Below are 15,349 nucleotides of genomic sequence, written 5' to 3' on the forward strand. Positions count from 1 at the left end.
AGGCAGGGCAAAGCCATGCAATGGCGCGGGAAAAGGCGGTTCTGCGTTGACTCACCGCCAGAGCCCTCGTATAAGCGCGCTCGACTCGGACCGGCATCCGGCCTGTCTCATGGAGCAGGCTTGCCTTGTGGCGGCAGGATGCATCCAGCCTCAAGTTTCAAATAAAAGGGCCGCGCGACGGCGCGGAATAGAAAAATGAAGCGTACGTATCAACCCAGCCGCCTCGTCCGCAAGCGCCGTCATGGCTTCCGCGCACGCATGGCGACCAAGAATGGCCGTCTGGTCCTGTCCCGCCGCCGGGCAAAGGGCCGCAAGAGCCTGAGCGCCTGATAGCGCCCTGCAGCGGCGCTTTGGACCACCCTTTCGAGGCTCTGGATTTCAGAACGCCGCAGCACATGAAAACTCTTAAAAAGCGCTCCGAGTTTCTGGCCGTCGCCAAAGGTGGACGGACAGACCGGCGCGCTTTTGCGTTACAGGGCCTGAAACGCGCGGATGAAGGCCCCGCCCGCGTCGGCTACACGGTGACCAAAAAGACCGGCAACGCGGTCGAGCGGAACCGGATCAAGAGACGGCTGCGCGCGGCTGTTGCGCAACTTGAGGACGAGACCGTACCATCCGGTGCGGATTTTGTGATCATCGGACGCCGCGCCGCGCTGAATCAGCCCTTTGCAGATCTGGTCAGAGAGCTTAACTCAGGGCTCAAGCCTGCTCTGGAGCGCAAGGGCAACGGATCATGGCAGGGCCGCCGTGACAACCGCAAGCCAAAGGCAGGCGGGCAGGCACAAGGCAAGGAACCCGCACAGGGGTCAGGACAGAGACAGGGGTAACCGCAGCTCATGGCTGACAACCGCAACACATTCATCGCCATCGCGCTGTCGCTGGTGGTCCTTCTCGGGTGGCAGTATTTTGTCGCCCGGCCGCAGCTGGAGCAGGCTCAGCAGGCCGCGCAGCAGCAGGCCGAGGCACAGCAGGCCGGCACTCCGGCGCCCGGCGCAACGCCCGGCGCCGCATCCGGCACGGCTGGCGTCCCCGGCTCCGCAGGTGAAGCCACCGGCCCCCTCAGCCGCGAGCAGGCAATTGCGGCGGCTCCGCGCGTTTCCATCGAAACACCGCGCCTGAGCGGCTCCATCAGCCTGACCGGCGCCCGGGTCGATGACCTGCGCCTGAAGGACTACCGCGAGACGGTCGACAAGGACAGCCCGCTCATCACCCTGTTCTCGCCCAAGGGCACGCAGGGTGCCTTCTATGCCGACAATGGCTGGGTGGCTGAACCGGGCGCACAGGTGAAGCTGCCGGGTGCAGATACGGTGTGGACCGTTGCGGGCGAAAGCAATCTGACCCCCGGCACGCCGGTCACCCTGACCTGGGACAATGGCGAAGGCGCCGTGTTCAGCCGCACCTTCTCCATCGACGAGAACTACATGTTCAAGGTCACCCAGTCGGTGACCAACAACACGGGCGCTGACCTGACGCTCTATCCCTACAGCCTGATTGTCCGCAACGGCACGCCGCACACCGAAGGCTTCTACATTCTGCATGAAGGCCTGATCGGTGTGACCGGTGACGAGGGTCTGCAGGAAATCAAGTACAAGACCCTCGCCGAAGACGGCAAGACGATGCCGGCCAAGGCAAACCGGGGCTGGGTTGGCTTCACCGACAAGTACTGGGCTGCAACGGTTGCGCCGGAGCCGGGCACCAGCTTCCAGCCGAGCTTCAGCTACAACAAGGCCACCGACAATTTCCAGGCCGATTACCTGGGCGACGCGGTTTCCATTGCAGCCGGCAGCACGCAGGAAGCAAGCACCTATCTGTTTGCAGGTGCCAAGGAAACCAAGCTGCTGGCCTCCTATGAGGAGAGCATCGGCATCGACCGCTTCGACCTGCTGATCGACTGGGGCTGGTTCTACTTCCTGACCAAGCCGATGTTCTATGTCATCGACTGGCTGTTCCATCTGGTCGGCAACTTCGGCATCGCCATCCTGCTGGTGACGGTTCTGGTCAAGGCGATCTTCTTCCCGCTGGCCAACAAGTCCTATGTCTCCATGAGCAAGATGAAGCTCGTGCAGCCGCAGATGATGGACATCCGCGAGAAATACAAGGACGACAAGGCCAAGCAGCAGCAGGCGCTGATGGAGCTGTACAAGACCGAGAAGATCAACCCGCTGGCGGGCTGCCTTCCGGTTCTGATCCAGATCCCGGTGTTCTTCGCGCTTTACAAGGTGCTGTTCGTCACCATCGAAATGCGCCATGCGCCGTTCTTTGGCTGGATTCAGGACCTTTCCGCGCCGGATCCGACGACGATCTTCAACCTGTTCGGCCTGATCGATTGGACCCCGCCGCACCTGCTCATGCTGGGCATCTGGCCGATCATCATGGGCATCACCATGTTCCTGCAGATGAAGATGAACCCGGCGCCGACCGATCCGGCCCAGCAGATCGTCTTCACCTGGATGCCGGTGCTCTTCACCTTCATGCTGGCCTCCTTCCCGGCAGGTCTGGTCATCTACTGGGCCTGGAACAACAGCCTGTCGATCACCCAGCAGTACATCATCATGCGCCGCCAGGGCGTGAAGGTGGAACTGTGGGGTAACCTCAGGGAGACGTTCAAGCGCAAGAAGGGCGCGCCCGAGGCGGAAAAGAAGAGCTGATCCGGCCTTCTCCAGCACCAAAGACCGAAGGGCCTGCCACACGGCAGGCCCTTCTGTTTGCCACATGCTCAACCTGCGCTCGACGGCGCGGCCGCAGCCAGCTAAAAGCACATCATGACCGACTTGCCCGAATATACCGACGAACAGCTTGAAGCCGGCCGGCTGATGTTCAACCGCCCCTGGACCTTCCAGACCAGCGTTGCCGACATGCGCCAGCTTCCGGCCTCGCGCGGCACGGAAATCGCCTTTGCCGGGCGCTCGAATGTGGGCAAGTCCAGCCTCATCAACGCGCTGACCGGCCGCAAGGGCCTTGCCCGCACATCCAACACGCCCGGCCGCACGCAGATGCTGAACTTCTTCGGCGCCGAGGGCGCCAGCGTCACCGTGGTGGACATGCCCGGCTATGGCTATGCCCAGGCACCGAAGGACATGGTGGATGCCTGGACGAAGCTGGTGTTCTCGTACCTGCGCGGACGGCCGAACCTGCGCCGCGTCTTCCTCCTGATCGACAGCCGCCACGGCATCAAGGAGAATGACCTTGAGACCATGCAGCTGCTGGACAAGGCGGCCGTCGTCTATCAGGTGGTTCTCACCAAGGCCGACAAGATCAAACCCGGCCAGCTGGCCACGCTGATGACGGCAACGGCCGAGATCCTGCGCAAGCGGCCGGCGGCACACCCGGTGCTCATCCCCACCTCCTCCGAGAAGGGTCTGGGCATCGACCTGTTGCGTGCGGAAATCTGCGCACTGCCCTGAGGCGCGCCGGAGCCGGGACTGGATTGAAGCTTTCGTGTCCGGTCACGCGATCCGTTGAGATACCCGGCCAAACCGGTTATAGACGCTGCAAGCCCTTGCTTCTGATCAAGGGCCTCCGCGCCCTTTCCCGCCACCGCAGCAGCGAGTGTTCCCGCACATGAGCACCCCGGACTTCAGCAACAACGCCCATATCATCGCCCAGGCCCTGCCCTACATGCAGCGCTATGACAAGCGGCGTGTCGTGGTGAAGTACGGCGGCCATGCCATGGGCGATGCGGATCTGGGCAAGGCCTTTGCCGCCGACATCACCCTGCTGCGCCAGTCCGGCGTGCATCCGGTTGTCGTCCATGGCGGCGGCCCGCAGATCGGCAACATGCTGAAGCGCCTGAACATCGTCAGCGAGTTCCGCGGCGGCCTGCGTGTCACCGACAAGGCAACCGTCGAGATCGTCGAGATGGTGCTGGCCGGTTCGATCAACAAGGAAATCGTCCAGCTGATCAATGCCGAGGGCGGCCGTGCGGTCGGCCTGTGCGGCAAGGACGGCAATCTGGTGACCGCCACCAAGCTGACCCGCACGGAAAAGGACCCCGATTCCAACATCGAGAAGATCCTCGATCTCGGTTTCGTCGGCGAGCCTGCACACGTCAATCCGGTGATGCTGGACCTGATGCTGAAGGAAGACCTGATCCCCGTGGTGGCCCCCGTGGCCCCCGGCGCGGATGGCGAGACCTACAACATCAACGCCGATACATTTGCTGGCGCCATCGCCGGTGCGCTGCATGCCTCGCGCCTGCTGTTCCTGACCGACGTGCCGGGCGTGCTCGACAAGGAAGGCAAGCTGATCAAGAACCTCACCGTCGCCCATGCGCGTGAGCTGATCGCCGACGGCACCATTTCCGGCGGCATGATCCCGAAGGTGGAAACCTGCATCGAGGCGCTGGACCGCGGCGTCGAGGGTGTGGTCATCCTTGATGGCAAGGTGAAGCATGCCGTCCTGCTGGAACTCTTCACCGACCGGGGCGCCGGGACCCTGATCAGCAAGTGACAGACACCATCCCCACACCGGACGAGGGCCAGGGCGCCCACCGTCATGATCTTCGGGCTTTCACCGGTGTGGAGGCCTGGGTCTTTGATCTGGACAACACGCTCTATCCGGCGGAAATCGATCTGTTCTCGCAGATCGACGTCCGCATCTCCGACTACATCGCGAAGCTGCTGGACATCGGCAGGGATGCCGCGCGGGCGAAGCAGAAGGAGTTCTACCGCGACTACGGCACCACGCTGCGCGGGCTGATGATGCAGCACAAGATCGATCCGGATGACTTCCTCGCCTATGTGCATGACATCGACTACTCGCCGGTGAAGCCGGACCCTGCTCTCGGCGCGGCCATCAGCCGTCTGCCGGGCCGCAAGTTCATCTTCACCAATGGCGACCGGCCCCATGCGGAGCGCACCGCTGCCGCGCTCGGCATCAGCGATCATTTCGAGGACATCTTCGACATCGTCGCCGCAGGCCTGCTGCCGAAGCCGAATCTTGAGACCTACCAGACCTTCATCGCCAAGACGGGCGTCTCGCCCGCCAGAGCGGCCATGTTCGAAGATCTGCCGCGCAATCTGCTGGTGCCGCACAAGCTCGGCATGCGCACGGCCCTGATCGTGCCGAAGGTCACGCGCGAAGTCTTCCGCGAGGAGTGGGAGATGGAAGGCCACGACGCTCCGCACATTGACTTCGTCACCGGCAATCTTGCCGGCTTCCTCGAAGGGGTTCTGGGCGCAATTGAAGCGTGAGGCACTGGACCGGGGGAGCTTCGCCGGTTTATTGATGTAAACTCAATAATCCCGCGAGCCGCCCCGGCCTGCCGAACCCATCGTGTGAACCCATGGTCTCCCTGCGCGCCCTGCATGCCTTTGCTCTTCTTGCCCGCAATGGCCGCGCCGCGCAGGCCGCGGATGACCTTGGTATTTCGCCTTCCGCCCTGTCACATCTCCTGCGCAAGCTGGAAAGCGAGCTGGGTGCCACGCTGGTGCTGCGCGACGGGCGCGGCCTGTCTCTCACCGAAGAGGGCAAGCGGCTGGCCGCCGGACTGGGCGATGCCTTTGAGCGGATCGAATCTGCCGTGGACGGGTTCCGCCGCCGGGGCCGGACGGAGCTGCGCATCAGCACCGTCTCCACCTTTGCCACCCGCTGGCTGATCCCGCGCCTGCCGCAGTTTCAGACCGCGCAGCCCGATGTGGAGCTGCTGCTTTCCGCTTCCACCCGCGTCGTTGACCTCGACCGGGAGAATTACGACTGCGCCATCCGGCTTGGCCGGGGTGACTGGCCGGGCATCGACGCAACGCTGCTGTGGCGCGAGCATCTGGCCGTCGCCATGGCCCCGCGCCTGATGCGCGAAGACGCTGGCCCGGACGCCGCCCTGCCCGGCCTCAAGCTGCTGCACAGCGCCTCCCGGCGTGACGACTGGTCCCGCTGGCTGGCCCATGCCGGGCTGAAGCTGCCCGACGCCAGCTCCGGCATGGTGCTGGAGAGCCGGGATCTTGCCATTCAGGCTGCCATCGCGGGCATGGGTGCCATCGTCATCGACCGGCGCTTCGTCATGCTGGAGCTGGCGGCCGGGCATCTCGTCATGCCCGACTGGCCGGTGCTGCAGCTGGACAGCGGCTACTGGTTCGTCCGCTCCCCCAACCGCCCGCTCTCCCGCCCCATCTCCGGCTTCCGCGACTGGCTGATCGGCACGTCTGCGGCGGATGCCGGGTAGTGATCAGGTACCGGACAGCAGCACCAGAATGGCGGCGACGATCAGCACGCAGCCGGTGATCTCGCGGCCATTGATGCGCTCCTTGAAGAAAAACCAGGAGGCGATGAGGGTGAAGACCAGTTCCACCTGCGCCAATGCCCGCACATAGGCAACCTGCTGAAGCGTCATGGCGGTGAACCAGCCCGCAGATCCTGCAACGCCGGCAAGCCCCACCCATACCGCCTGCCGCCAGTGGCGGATGGAGGCGGCCAGCTGGTCCGGCTCGCGCCAGACCATGTAGAGCCCCATGGCCACCGTCTGCATCAGGGTGACAACCGCAAGGCTGTAGGCGGCCTGCATCAGATAGCCGGGCCCCTCCAGCGAGAGCGAAGCCATGCGGTAGAGCGCCGCCGAGCCCCCGAAGAAGGCAGCCGAAGCCAGCCCGATCAGCGCCGGACGCCCGGCGAGCGAAGCCACAATCGCCCGGCCCGTCAGCGGCACCCGCGCCATGGAAATGAGGATCACGCCCGCAACGCCGATGCCGATGGCCGTTGCCGTCAGTCCGGTTACGTGCTCGCCAAGGATGACCACGCCGAAGATCGCCGCCTGCACCGGTTCCGTCTTGGAATAGGCCGTGCCGACCGCGAAATTGCGGAAGGAGAAGAGGTGGACGAGCAGAAAGGTCGCGATGATCTGGGCAAGGCCGCCGAGAGCCGCCGCCAGAAGGAAGCGGCCATTCATGTCCGGAAAAGGCATGCCGAAGGCCAGATGCAGCACCAGCACATAGGCAAGGGCAAAGGGAAAGCCATAGGCGAATCGCACCAGCGTCGCCCCGCTGGTGCCAAGGCGGCCCTTCAGGTGCTTCTGCAGCGCCGAACGCAGGTTCTGGCAGAAGGCGGCAAAGAGAGTGATGGGAATCCAGAGTTCCATGAGAGGCGGCCTGCGGGCTTGAGAAGATGCGGGAGAAACCGTCCTCAATGTCGCCTGTTTGCGGCCTTTGCGCAGTTGAGCGCTTCTCAAGCCGCATGAACCATTGACTCAAGCCCCGCACCCGCCTTTTATCCGGCGAACCCTAACCGACCCCTTTGCGGAGCCGATCATTTCCATGTCGACCGATCTCGTGAAACTTGCCGCCACCATTGACGCCGCCTTTGAAGACCGCGCCAATATCGACACGCACACGACGGGTGACGTGCGTCAGGCCGTTGACACTGCCCTGAACCTGCTGGATCGCGGGCAGCTGCGCGTCGCCGAGAAGCAGGACGGCGGCTGGATCGTGAACCAGTGGGCCAAGAAGGCCGTGCTGCTCTCCTTCCGCCTCAACCCGATGGACGTCATCAAGGGCGGCCCCGGTGATGCGACCTGGTGGGACAAGGTGCCGTCCAAATTTGACGGCTGGCGCGGTGTGGACTTCGAGGAAGCCGGCTTCCGCGCTGTTCCGGGTGCCATCGTCCGCCGCTCGGCCTTCATCGGCAAGGGCGTGGTGCTGATGCCGTCCTTCGTCAACCTCGGCGCCCATGTGGGTGAAGGCACGATGGTGGACACCTGGGCCACCGTCGGCTCCTGCGCCCAGATCGGCAAGCATGTGCACCTGTCCGGCGGCGTCGGTATCGGCGGCGTGCTGGAGCCGCTGCAGGCAGGCCCCGTGATCATCGAGGACAACTGCTTCATCGGCGCCCGCTCGGAAGTCGTGGAAGGCGTGATCGTGCGTGAGGGCGCGGTGCTGTCCATGGGCGTCTTCATCGGCGCTTCCACCAAGATCATCGACCGCGCCACCGGCGAAGTCTTCATCGGTGAGGTTCCGGCCTATTCCGTCGTGGTGCCCGGCTCGATGCCCGGCAAGCCGCTGCCGGACGGCACCCCCGGCCCGAGCCTCTATTGCGCCGTGATCGTCAAGCGCGTCGACGCCCAGACCCGAGCCAAGACCGCCATCAACGAGCTGCTGCGCGACTGATACCCGGTCCCGTGCGGCGTTCGAGCCGTTTGAAGGCGTGATGCGTCAGCATCGAAAGCCTTTGACCGCACACGCAAACAAAAAGCCCCCGCCGGAGAATGCTCTGGCGGGGGCTTCTTGTTTCCGGCGTTCTCAGCGCAGCGGCATATGCCGCACGGCGGTGAAGGACTTGGTGAGGCCGAAGAACTTTTCCTTCTCCATCACCGCATCGGGGAAGAGATAGCGCATCTGGCGCAGGTCCAGCATGCGGGCGTCTTCCAGCGAGGCCATGGCCTCGTCGAGATTCGCGGCCTTCGGATAGAAGCCCGTGGTCCGGGCCAGATGAATGCGGTAACGCAGCGGGTCCGGCAGCCAGTGCAGGAACAGGCTGCGGGCATGCGGCTCAATCGGGAAGGAGAAGCTGGGCGTCTGGATCGCATAGCTGCGCGCCACCCGGCCCGCCTCCCGCGCAAAGGCCTTCTTGTTGCTCCAGGAGCCCACATGCTCGATGACCGAGTTGGAAAAGGCGAGGTCATAGGCCCCGTCCGCCACCCCGGCCAGGTCACAGGCATTGCCCTGCGTCATGCGCACGTTGGGCATGTCAGTGGTGTTGGGATCGCTGTCCGGAAACAGGTTGACGCAATCGACCGAGAGATTGGCGAAGTCGAGCTCGCTCTTCCACACATCCCAGAAGCCGCGCGTGCCTCCCAGATCGATGATCCGGCAGTGGCCTTTCGCGGCGATATAATCATCAATGATGCGGGCAAGCGACTGCACACGCTTCTTGCGGAACGAGTTCTGCGTGGAAACCGGCGATACATCGAGCAACGGACAACTCCCGGATCTGGGCACAGCAAAGGCTCTGCAGTCCCGGCCGGTGCCGGGACCCAATGACCGGGACTATGACAGGCTACTGATAATTGCCGATTAACGCGGGGGAAGAATGCCTTGCCTCAGCCAGCAAAATAGCTGTCGAGGAAGCGGCGGTAGACGGCGGCGAGCTGGTCGAGGTCGGCGACCGGGGTGCATTCGTCCACCTTGTGCATGGTCTGGCCGACAAGGCCGAATTCCACCACCGGGCAGTAGCTCTTGATGAAACGGGCATCCGAAGTGCCGCCGTTGGTGGACAGATCCGGGCGGCGGCCCGTCACCGCTTCCACCGCGTCCGCCAGCGCCGTGATCAACGCATCATCGCGGGTGAGGAAGGATTCGCCCGCATCGCGGCGGAAGTCGAGGCTGTAGCGCAGGCCGGGACGGGCAGCAGCTGCCAGTGTGTCCTGCAGCTTCGCCTTCAGTGCCTCCAGCGTCCACTCATCGTTGAAGCGGATGTTGAAGCGCCCCTCGGCGCGGGCCGGGATGACGTTGAAGGCCGGATTGCCCACATGCAGGTTGACGATCTCGAGGTTCGACGGCTCGAACCGCTCGTTGCCTTCATCCAGCACCAGCGCATCCAGCGCGCTCATCAGCGCCAGCAGGCCGGGGATGGGGTTGTCGGCGAGTTGCGGATAGGCGGCATGGCCTTGGGTGCCTTCCACCGTGACGATGCCGGAGAGATAGCCGCGCCGGCCGATCTTGATGGCATCCCCCAGCGCTGCCGGATTGGTCGGCTCACCGACGATGCAGGCATCAAACACGTGCCCCTGCTCCTTCGCCCAGGCGAGAAGCTTCGACGTGCCGTTCACCGCCGGGCCCTCCTCGTCACCGGTGATGAGGAAGGAAATGGTGCCGCCGAACGCCTTGCCGCGCGCTTCAATGAAGGCAAGAGCAGCGGCTGCGAAGGAGGCGATGCCGCCCTTCATGTCCACCGCGCCGCGCCCGTAGAGCACGCCGTCGCGGATCTCGCCGCCGAAGGGATCATGCTGCCAGTCACTTTCCGCACCTGCCGGCACCACATCCGTGTGGCCGGCAAAGACGAAATGCGGCGCGCCGCTGCCGATGGTGGCAAAGAGATTTTCCACGTCCGGCGTATCCGTGTCGGAGAAGGTGACGCGGGAGACGGTGAAGCCTGCCTCACCCAGCAGCCGCTCCAGAAACGCCAGCGCACCGCCTTCGGCGGGCGTGACGGAGGGGCAGCGGATGAGATCGCGGGCGATGGCGGCGGCGGGAGACAGAGCTTGGGTCATGGTAGAAGTCCTAGCCCCGCTTGGGGGCATGGGTCAATGCGTGCCGCTTCAGCGGCGGCGGTAATAGCTGTCGGGCTGCGGGCCGTAGCGGTTCGGGCCTTCGGCACTGGGCAGGAAGCCAAGCGTCAGCACCGCGAAGAAATTGATCACCGGCACGAAGGCCACCAGCGCAAAGAAGCCGGGCAGCCCCACATCCTGCAGCCGCTTGATCAGCAGCGCCATCTCGAACCAGGTGACCACGACGAACAGCACCGGAAACAGCGGATTGGAGCCCATGAAGTCGCCGAAGGTGAGCGAGGCGAGGTCCACATCGCCCGGCAGCGACTTCATCCACATGTTGGCGGCGATGGCAATGATCACCCAGTTGAAGGCAAGCCCGTACCAATAGACCTTGCGCGACAGGCGGCCAATCGGGCTGAGCAGCAGCCAGCGGATGCCGGGGCTCAGTTGGGCAGGGGGAAGTCCGGAAACCATTGTTGCTCCAGCGGGTGAGGACAGGTCCTGACGTGGCAGGTACTGCGGCCTGCGGCGGGGATCAAGCAAAAGCAGCACCGCAACGCATATGTAATACCACCTCTCGCTGAGCTTGCCTCATCGAGAGGTGGTTAAGCCTGTGCGGCGCTTGAGCAATTTCAAGGCGTGATGCGTGAGCATCAAAAGCCTTGGTATAAGTGCAGATTAAAAAATTTTGGCCCCTCCTACCGGAAAATACGATTGGCGGCTTGCGGTTTTCACGCCACTCTTCTTCGCAAACCATGCAATCGAGGGAGGAGATGGGTATGGAGGAAACGGGTAACGCCGCCCCGCAGGGAACAGCCTCACACAGGCCAGATCCCAAGGTGCGCAAGATCAGCACCGCCGACATCATCACCGCCCTTGGCAAGGGCCTGCGCGATTTCCGGCGGGCTCCGCAATTCGGCCTGTTCTTCGGCGGCATCTATGCCCTCGGCGGCATCCTCGTGCTGCTGACGGCCTCGGCCCTGCACATGAGCTATCTCAGCTATCCGCTGGCGGCTGGCTTTGCCCTCGTCGGGCCGTTCATTGCCTGCGGCCTTTATGAGGTGAGCCGGCGGCTGGAGCAGAACGAGCCGCTCACCTGGGGCGGCGTGCTCGGCGTCATCTGGGCCCAGCGCAGCCGGGAAATCGGCTGGATGGCCTTTGCCGTGCTGTTCGTGCTGATCATGTGGATGTATCAGGTGCGCCTGCTGCTGGCGTTGTTCCTCGGCTTCCAGTCCTTCGCCAGCTTCCCCGAATTCATCGACACGGTGATCTCGACGCCGGAAGGGCTGATGTTCCTGCTCACCGGCCACATTGTCGGCGCCATCCTGTCGCTGCTGCTGTTCTCGCTGACGGTGATCTCCTTCCCGCTGCTGCTCGACCGGGACCGGGATTTCATCACCGCCATGATCACCAGCGTGCGCACCGTCGCCACCTCGCCCCTGCCGATGATCGGCTGGGGCATCGCGGTGACGCTGACGCTGATCGTCTCGATGGTGCCCTCCTTCATGGGCCTCATCTTCACCCTCCCCATTCTCGGCCACACGACCTGGCACATCTACAGGATCGCGGTGGAGCCGGAGGCGGGATGAGGGGAAAGCGAGGGTTCGCCGTGTGTTGAGGGGGCTCAGGCGTCCTACCGGGTTCACACATCAGGTTCTGACGTCGACCGCAGTGATGCAACAGCTTTCCGGCAGGATGACTCCGCCCCCCTCCCCCTCGTGGGAGGGGTAAGGGGTGGGGGGCTCTGAGCCTGCAAGGAGTTGAAAAGACGAACTTTTCCTGAAGAAGCTGGCGAGGAGAGACTGTCTGTAATCAATGGATACCCTGCCAGCCGGAAAGGCTATCCCCCCCACCCCTAACCCCTCCCCACCAGGGGGAGGGGGGCTGAAACGCTGTGCCGGAATGACCAGAAGGCAGGCTTTCCTCAAACCATGACCGGGAAGCCGGACTGGCAGTTCGATGTAAAAACGCCCCTCTTGCGGGGAGGAAGGCTGAAACTCTCTGTTGCAAACTCACTCGTAACCGCAAGAAACCATCTGCAGCCGTCATCTGAACCTCACAGCAAAAGCCGATCAAAGCCCTCCGTCAAACTTCCCCGTCATCCCCGTCATCCTCCACCACCGCAGAGCGGGCGTGCCATTCGGCGTGGGAGGCGATGTCGGTGGCGGCGGGGCGGTAGTCGACGCGGGTGAGATAGAGCCCGTCCGGCGGCGCGACGGGGCCGCAGGCCTTGCGGTCGCGGGCGGCAAGGGCCTCGCGCACGGTGTCTGCCGTCCAGCGCCCTTCCCCCACCAGCCGCAGGGTGCCCACCATGGAGCGCACCTGATTGTGCAGGAAGGAGCGGGAGGAGCATTCCGCAATCACGAAGTCTCCGTCCCGGCGGACGCTGAAGGTCTCCAGCGTCTTTTCCGGGCTCTTCGCCTGACAGCGGGTGTGGCGGAAGGTGGTGAAGTCGTGGTGGCCGATGAAGACCTGGCTGGCCTCGTGCATGGCCTCCACATCCAGCGGCTGCTTCACGTGCCAGGCCAGCCCCTTTTCGAAGGTCAGCGGCGGCAGGCGGTTGAGGATGCGGTAGCGGTAGGCGCGGCGGATGGCAGAAAAGCGGGCGTCGAAGCCCTCATGCATCTTCTCGCAGGCGAGAATGGCAACCGGGTCAGGCTGGCAATGGAAGTTCATCGCCCCCATCACGGTTTCGGCCGGCCAGTCCTTTTCCAGATCCACATGCGCCACCTGCCCGGTGGCATGAACGCCCGTATCGGTGCGCCCGGCGCCGCCGATGGCGACCTCCTCACCGCTGAAGGCCTTGACGGCACGCTCCAGCACGGCCTGCACGGAAGGGCCATTGGCCTGCCGCTGCCAGCCGCAGAAGGGACGGCCGTCATATTCGATGGTCAGCTTGTAGCGGGGCATCGGCCTACTCGAATTCCCTGATCTATTCGAATTCCTGGAAGGGCGTGGCGAAGCTCACTTCCACCGGCAAATACTCGCGCCCGGCCTCCGTCAGCGCCAGCGCCATGAAGGCAGCCCCCGCATAGGGCGCCTGCACCTGCTTTGCCAGGTCCGCATCAAACCCGAAGCGCGGGTAATAGGCGGGCGGGCCCAGCACCAGAACGAGATCCTCGCCCTGCGACCGCAGTTCCTCGAGCCCGGCCGTGATCAGCGCCGAGCCGATCCCAAGCTTCTGAAGCTCGGGCAGCACGGAGACGGGCGCAAGGCAGGAGATCTGCAGCCGGTGGCCGGCGCCTGCCCCGGTTACCCGGCTGAAGGCGACATGGCCGAGAAGCCGTCCGTCATCCCCTTGCGCCACCAGTTCCACCAGCAGCGCCCCGCAGTGGCGCAGATTATACACCAGCCGGACTTCAGATTGCTGATTGAAGGCGGCGGTGATGACACCAGCCACCTCCTTCTCATCACTTGCGGTGACAGGACGGACCGTGAAGGCGGGGCTGTTCTGCGCTGCAGTCATCACCAGATGCTCCCTCAATCTCAACAAGTGCCGCTCAGCCAACCCGCTCGCCAGCGGCAAGCTTGGCACCGCGCTGGAACTCTTCACCGCCCATCGGCTTCTTGCCGGCACGCTGCACGTTGACGAGGCGCACCGCGCCCTCGCCGCAGGCGATCACCGGCGCACCGTCCACGGACAGCACCTCGCCCGGTGCGCCCTGCCCTTCGGCCAGCGCAGAGCGCAGAACCTTCACCCGCTCGGCCGTGCCGGCAATCACCGGCTCGCACCAGGCGCCGGGGAAGGGCGAGAGACCGCGAATGTGATTGTGGACCTCGCGGGCAGGCCGCGTCCAGTCGATCCGTGTTTCCGCCTTGCTGAGCTTCCTGGCGTAGGTCACGCCCTCTTCCACCTGCGGCACCTGCGCAAGCGCATTGCGCGACAGGGCGGCGAGCGCCCGCACGATCAGATCCCCGCCCAGCGCCGACAGACGGTCATGCAGGTCGCCTGCGGTCATGTCCGGGGTAATCGCAACGGTCTCGGACATGCAGACCGGGCCGGTGTCCAGCCCCTCTTCCATGCGCATCACCTGAACGGCGGTTTCCGTGTCGCCCGCCATGATCGCCCGGTTGATCGGGGCAGCCCCGCGCCAGCGCGGCAGAATGGAGGCGTGGAGATTGAGGCAGCCCTCGCGCGGGGCATCCAGAATGGCCTTCGGCAGCAGCAGGCCATAGGCAACGACCACGGCCACATCCGCATCATGCCCGGCAAAGACGCCCTGCTCGTCGGCGCCCTTGAGGCTGAGCGGGGTGAAGACCGGAATGCCCAGCGCCTCCGCCGCCTCATGCACGGGCGATTTCTTCAGCTCCATGCCGCGGCCTGCGGGGCGCGGCGGCTGACTGTAGCAGGCCACCACGTCATGCCCCTGCCCCACGATTTCCATGAGGGCCGGCACGGAGAAATCGGGCGTACCCATGAAGACGATGCGAAGTGTCATGCGCTGCTTCCGAAAATCTGGGCGGGGCCGCGATGGCCCGGAAAATGCGAACGGCCCACGATGGGCCGTCTGCCGTGTCAGGACTTGCCCGTGGTGCGGGCCTGTTTCTGGAACTTCTTCACCACCCGGTCGCGCTTCAGCTTCGACAGGTAGTCGATGAAGAGCTTGCCGTTGAGATGGTCCAGCTCGTGCTGGATGCAGGTGGCCAGCAGCCCGTCAGCCAGAAGCTCCTGCTGCGCGCCTTCCCGGTTCTGGAAGGTCACGCGCACGGAGGCCGGGCGCTCCACGTCATCATAATATTCGGGGATCGACAGGCAGCCCTCCTGATAGACCGACAGTTCCGGCGAGGACCAGACGATTTCCGGGTTGATGAAGACCATGGGCGCCTTCGGCTGGTCTTCCTTGGCCACGTCCAGCACGAAGATGCGCTGCAGCACCCCGATCTGGCTGGCGGCAAGGCCGATGCCCGGCGCGTCATACATGGTGTCCAGCATGTCGTCGGCCAGCTGGCGGATGTCATCGCCAACGGCGGCAACAGGCGCGCAGACCTGCCGCAGCACGGGATCGGGAAGGGTGATGATGGTGCGTTTCGTCATGTGATCCAGATAGGCAAAGGCGGTTAGCCGGTCAACGCGTTTCCGCAAGCTTTCGCATGCCGGAGCACCAGCTTTTGGTCTTCTGTGGCCTGCGCCGCGCCTGTGCAAGGCAGAGTCTG

Annotated in this window: 17 protein-coding genes; 9 read left to right on the forward strand and 8 right to left on the reverse strand. The window is 64.3% G+C overall.

The window, feature by feature from the left end; genetic code table 11:
• Positions 1-195: 195 nt before the first annotated feature.
• The 7 genes from rpmH to IF10I1_RS22295 all read left to right on the forward strand — a co-directional run bounded on the left by rpmH (position 196) and on the right by IF10I1_RS22295 (position 6,160).
• Positions 196-330 (forward strand): 50S ribosomal protein L34, encoded by a 135-nt coding sequence (gene rpmH / locus IF10I1_RS22265; protein ID WP_026355454.1) that lies wholly within the window; start codon positions 196-198, stop codon positions 328-330.
• A gap of 65 nt (positions 331-395) precedes the next feature.
• Positions 396-827 (forward strand): ribonuclease P protein component, encoded by a 432-nt coding sequence (gene rnpA / locus IF10I1_RS22270; RefSeq protein WP_019963379.1) that lies wholly within the window; start codon positions 396-398, stop codon positions 825-827.
• A 9-nt stretch (positions 828-836) separates the two neighbouring features.
• Complete coding sequence (yidC, locus tag IF10I1_RS22275) at positions 837-2,648, forward strand: membrane protein insertase YidC (RefSeq protein ID WP_186392173.1); 1,812 nt, start codon at positions 837-839, stop codon at positions 2,646-2,648.
• Positions 2,649-2,762: 114 nt separating this feature from the next.
• Positions 2,763-3,404, forward strand: a complete 642-nt coding sequence (gene yihA, locus IF10I1_RS22280; RefSeq protein ID WP_058898013.1) for a ribosome biogenesis GTP-binding protein YihA/YsxC — start codon at positions 2,763-2,765, stop codon at positions 3,402-3,404.
• 157 nt (positions 3,405-3,561) lie between these two features.
• Positions 3,562-4,449, forward strand: coding sequence for an acetylglutamate kinase (gene argB, locus IF10I1_RS22285; RefSeq protein ID WP_019963382.1), 888 nt, complete (start codon positions 3,562-3,564; stop codon positions 4,447-4,449).
• A complete protein-coding gene (locus IF10I1_RS22290) occupies positions 4,446-5,192 on the forward strand; it encodes a pyrimidine 5'-nucleotidase (protein ID WP_186392174.1) in 747 nt (248 codons plus the stop codon). Before argB ends, IF10I1_RS22290 begins: the two co-directional genes overlap by 4 nt.
• A 92-nt stretch (positions 5,193-5,284) precedes the next feature.
• The gene (locus IF10I1_RS22295; protein WP_186392175.1) at positions 5,285-6,160 is read left to right on the forward strand and encodes a LysR substrate-binding domain-containing protein; all 876 of its coding nucleotides are present in this window, start codon (positions 5,285-5,287) and stop codon (positions 6,158-6,160) included.
• 3 nt (positions 6,161-6,163) lie between these two features.
• Here the strand turns inward: IF10I1_RS22295 and IF10I1_RS22300 are convergent, their stop codons facing one another.
• Entirely contained in the window at positions 6,164-7,069 is a 906-nt protein-coding gene (locus IF10I1_RS22300) for a DMT family transporter (RefSeq protein ID WP_186392176.1), read from the reverse strand.
• A gap of 175 nt (positions 7,070-7,244) precedes the next feature.
• On the opposite strand from IF10I1_RS22300, the gene dapD reads away from it, so the two are divergent.
• Positions 7,245-8,093 (forward strand): 2,3,4,5-tetrahydropyridine-2,6-dicarboxylate N-succinyltransferase, encoded by an 849-nt coding sequence (dapD, locus tag IF10I1_RS22305; protein WP_186392177.1) that lies wholly within the window; start codon positions 7,245-7,247, stop codon positions 8,091-8,093.
• 132 nt (positions 8,094-8,225) lie between these two features.
• Here the strand turns inward: dapD and IF10I1_RS22310 are convergent, their stop codons facing one another.
• From IF10I1_RS22310 to IF10I1_RS22320, 3 genes are all read right to left on the reverse strand, one after another.
• On the reverse strand, positions 8,226-8,900 hold the full coding sequence (locus tag IF10I1_RS22310) for a class I SAM-dependent methyltransferase (protein WP_186392178.1): 675 nt from the start codon (positions 8,898-8,900) through the stop codon (positions 8,226-8,228).
• A 125-nt stretch (positions 8,901-9,025) separates the two neighbouring features.
• Positions 9,026-10,195, reverse strand: coding sequence for a succinyl-diaminopimelate desuccinylase (gene dapE, locus IF10I1_RS22315; protein ID WP_186392179.1), 1,170 nt, complete (start codon positions 10,193-10,195; stop codon positions 9,026-9,028).
• 48 nt (positions 10,196-10,243) lie between these two features.
• A complete protein-coding gene (locus tag IF10I1_RS22320) occupies positions 10,244-10,669 on the reverse strand; it encodes a DUF805 domain-containing protein (RefSeq protein WP_050472190.1) in 426 nt (141 codons plus the stop codon).
• Between the two features lie 305 nt (positions 10,670-10,974).
• On the opposite strand from IF10I1_RS22320, the gene IF10I1_RS22325 reads away from it, so the two are divergent.
• A complete protein-coding gene (locus IF10I1_RS22325; protein ID WP_050472191.1) occupies positions 10,975-11,784 on the forward strand; it encodes a DUF2189 domain-containing protein in 810 nt (269 codons plus the stop codon).
• A gap of 496 nt (positions 11,785-12,280) precedes the next feature.
• Here IF10I1_RS22325 and truA read toward each other — a convergent pair whose 3' ends face one another.
• The 4 genes from truA to def all read right to left on the reverse strand — a co-directional run bounded on the left by truA (position 12,281) and on the right by def (position 15,230).
• Entirely contained in the window at positions 12,281-13,105 is an 825-nt protein-coding gene (truA, locus tag IF10I1_RS22330; RefSeq protein ID WP_186392180.1) for a tRNA pseudouridine(38-40) synthase TruA, read from the reverse strand.
• Between the two features lie 22 nt (positions 13,106-13,127).
• A complete protein-coding gene (locus IF10I1_RS22335; RefSeq protein WP_186392181.1) occupies positions 13,128-13,661 on the reverse strand; it encodes a GNAT family N-acetyltransferase in 534 nt (177 codons plus the stop codon).
• Positions 13,662-13,695: 34 nt separating this feature from the next.
• A complete protein-coding gene (fmt, locus tag IF10I1_RS22340; protein ID WP_186392182.1) occupies positions 13,696-14,634 on the reverse strand; it encodes a methionyl-tRNA formyltransferase in 939 nt (312 codons plus the stop codon).
• A gap of 77 nt (positions 14,635-14,711) precedes the next feature.
• Positions 14,712-15,230, reverse strand: coding sequence for a peptide deformylase (def, locus tag IF10I1_RS22345; protein ID WP_050472276.1), 519 nt, complete (start codon positions 15,228-15,230; stop codon positions 14,712-14,714).
• Between the last annotated feature and the right edge of the window lie 119 nt (positions 15,231-15,349).

Source organism: Pannonibacter sp. I15F10I1 (assembly GCF_900185665.1).
Lineage (GTDB): Bacteria > Pseudomonadota > Alphaproteobacteria > Rhizobiales > Stappiaceae > Pannonibacter > Pannonibacter indicus.

Coding starts and splice junctions, on each gene's coding strand:
- truA (WP_186392180.1), bottom strand. CDS start 13,105: ATGCCCCGCTACAAGCTGACCATCGAATATGACGGCCGTCCCTTCTGC.
- fmt (WP_186392182.1), bottom strand. CDS start 14,634: ATGACACTTCGCATCGTCTTCATGGGTACGCCCGATTTCTCCGTGCCG.
- yihA (WP_058898013.1), top strand. CDS start 2,763: ATGACCGACTTGCCCGAATATACCGACGAACAGCTTGAAGCCGGCCGG.
- IF10I1_RS22300 (WP_186392176.1), bottom strand. CDS start 7,069: ATGGAACTCTGGATTCCCATCACTCTCTTTGCCGCCTTCTGCCAGAAC.
- rnpA (WP_019963379.1), top strand. CDS start 396: ATGAAAACTCTTAAAAAGCGCTCCGAGTTTCTGGCCGTCGCCAAAGGT.
- IF10I1_RS22335 (WP_186392181.1), bottom strand. CDS start 13,661: ATGACTGCAGCGCAGAACAGCCCCGCCTTCACGGTCCGTCCTGTCACC.
- def (WP_050472276.1), bottom strand. CDS start 15,230: ATGACGAAACGCACCATCATCACCCTTCCCGATCCCGTGCTGCGGCAG.
- rpmH (WP_026355454.1), top strand. CDS start 196: ATGAAGCGTACGTATCAACCCAGCCGCCTCGTCCGCAAGCGCCGTCAT.
- dapD (WP_186392177.1), top strand. CDS start 7,245: ATGTCGACCGATCTCGTGAAACTTGCCGCCACCATTGACGCCGCCTTT.
- IF10I1_RS22295 (WP_186392175.1), top strand. CDS start 5,285: ATGGTCTCCCTGCGCGCCCTGCATGCCTTTGCTCTTCTTGCCCGCAAT.
- dapE (WP_186392179.1), bottom strand. CDS start 10,195: ATGACCCAAGCTCTGTCTCCCGCCGCCGCCATCGCCCGCGATCTCATC.
- argB (WP_019963382.1), top strand. CDS start 3,562: ATGAGCACCCCGGACTTCAGCAACAACGCCCATATCATCGCCCAGGCC.
- yidC (WP_186392173.1), top strand. CDS start 837: ATGGCTGACAACCGCAACACATTCATCGCCATCGCGCTGTCGCTGGTG.
- IF10I1_RS22320 (WP_050472190.1), bottom strand. CDS start 10,669: ATGGTTTCCGGACTTCCCCCTGCCCAACTGAGCCCCGGCATCCGCTGG.
- IF10I1_RS22325 (WP_050472191.1), top strand. CDS start 10,975: ATGGAGGAAACGGGTAACGCCGCCCCGCAGGGAACAGCCTCACACAGG.